This window comes from Steroidobacter agaridevorans (genome assembly GCF_009932555.1).
Taxonomy (GTDB): Bacteria; Pseudomonadota; Gammaproteobacteria; order Steroidobacterales; family Steroidobacteraceae; genus Steroidobacter; species Steroidobacter agaridevorans.
Map to the genome: position 1 here is coordinate 1 of NZ_BLJO01000024.1, position 1,117 is coordinate 1,117.

Here is a 1,117-nt window from a genome sequence, read left to right on the forward strand (position 1 = left end):
GAAGAGGCGTTGTACGCTTCGGTCGCGAGGTCCTTCATACGCAGCAGCACGTTGGTCAATTCCGAGAACGCGCCTTCAGCCGTCTGCATCATGGAGATGCCGTTCTGCGTGTTGCGCTGAGCGACCGACATACCGCGAGCCTGCGCATCCAGACGAGTGGCGATCTGCAGGCCGGCGGCGTCGTCCATCGCGCTGTTGACGCGGAAGCCGGTGCCGAGGCGGGTCAACGAGGTGGTCAGGGCCTTCTGCGTGCTGCCGACCGAATTCTGCGACGACAAAGCCGCCGCGTTAGTGTGAAGAGAAAGCATGTCTGAAACTCCTGGTGGTTGTCGTCTTGAGCGCGACACCCTCGGTGTTTTCTCGCGCTCTCAGTCCTTGAAGGCGGCGGGCCGCTCGGAGTTCTTAAATAGCGGCACCGGAAGATTTTTCGTGACGGGCGTCGCGCCGGCAAACAAAAAGAGCCAGCCCGTTTTCACGGACCGGCTCCTGTCTGCGTGAGTGCCGCGCCACCAGGACCACGGCGTGCTCACTATTACTGCATCAGAGACATCACCAGCTGCGACAGGCTGCTGCTCTGCTTGAGGGCCGACGTACCCGCCTGCAACAGCAACTGCTTGCTGGTCGAGTTCGACGTTTCCAGGGCGTAGTCCACGTCCATGATGCGACCCTTGGAAGCGGTCGTGTTCTGGATCATGTTGCCGAGGTTGTTGTACACGTGATCGAGACGGTTGGAAGCCGCGCCAAGCGACGCGCGCACCTTGCCGACAGATGCGATGGCAGTGTTGATGTCCGTGATGACTGCGTTATCGCCCGTCAGCTCGCCGGTTGCGGGCGGCGTCGCGGGCGGCGTTACCGCGAAGTAAGCACTGACGGCGCCCAGATCGGTATTGAGCTGCCCCAGGTCGGCCGACAGATCGACCTCCATCGTCTCGTTCTCGCTGGCGCCGATCTGGAACGTGATGGCCGCTGCCCCCAGCAAGCCCGCACCAGTCGCGCCGGCGGCCGGCAGGGCCGTGCCGTCGGTGCTGAACAGATTCTGGCCGCCGAACGAGGTGCTCTTGATGATATTTGCGATTTCAGAACCCAGCGCGTCGTATTCGGCCTGCAGCGCTTCCAC

The 1,117-nt window shown here is 62.5% G+C and carries 2 protein-coding genes; both read right to left on the bottom strand.

Features of this window, described 5'->3' with window-relative positions:
- A partial coding sequence (locus tag GYH35_RS34465; RefSeq protein WP_456115300.1) for a flagellin N-terminal helical domain-containing protein occupies positions 1-308 on the bottom strand: 308 nt, incomplete at its 3' end.
- A gap of 224 nt (positions 309-532) precedes the next feature.
- Positions 533-1,117: flagellin (locus GYH35_RS34470; protein ID WP_268894979.1), on the bottom strand; the 585-nt coding region annotated here is incomplete at its 5' end.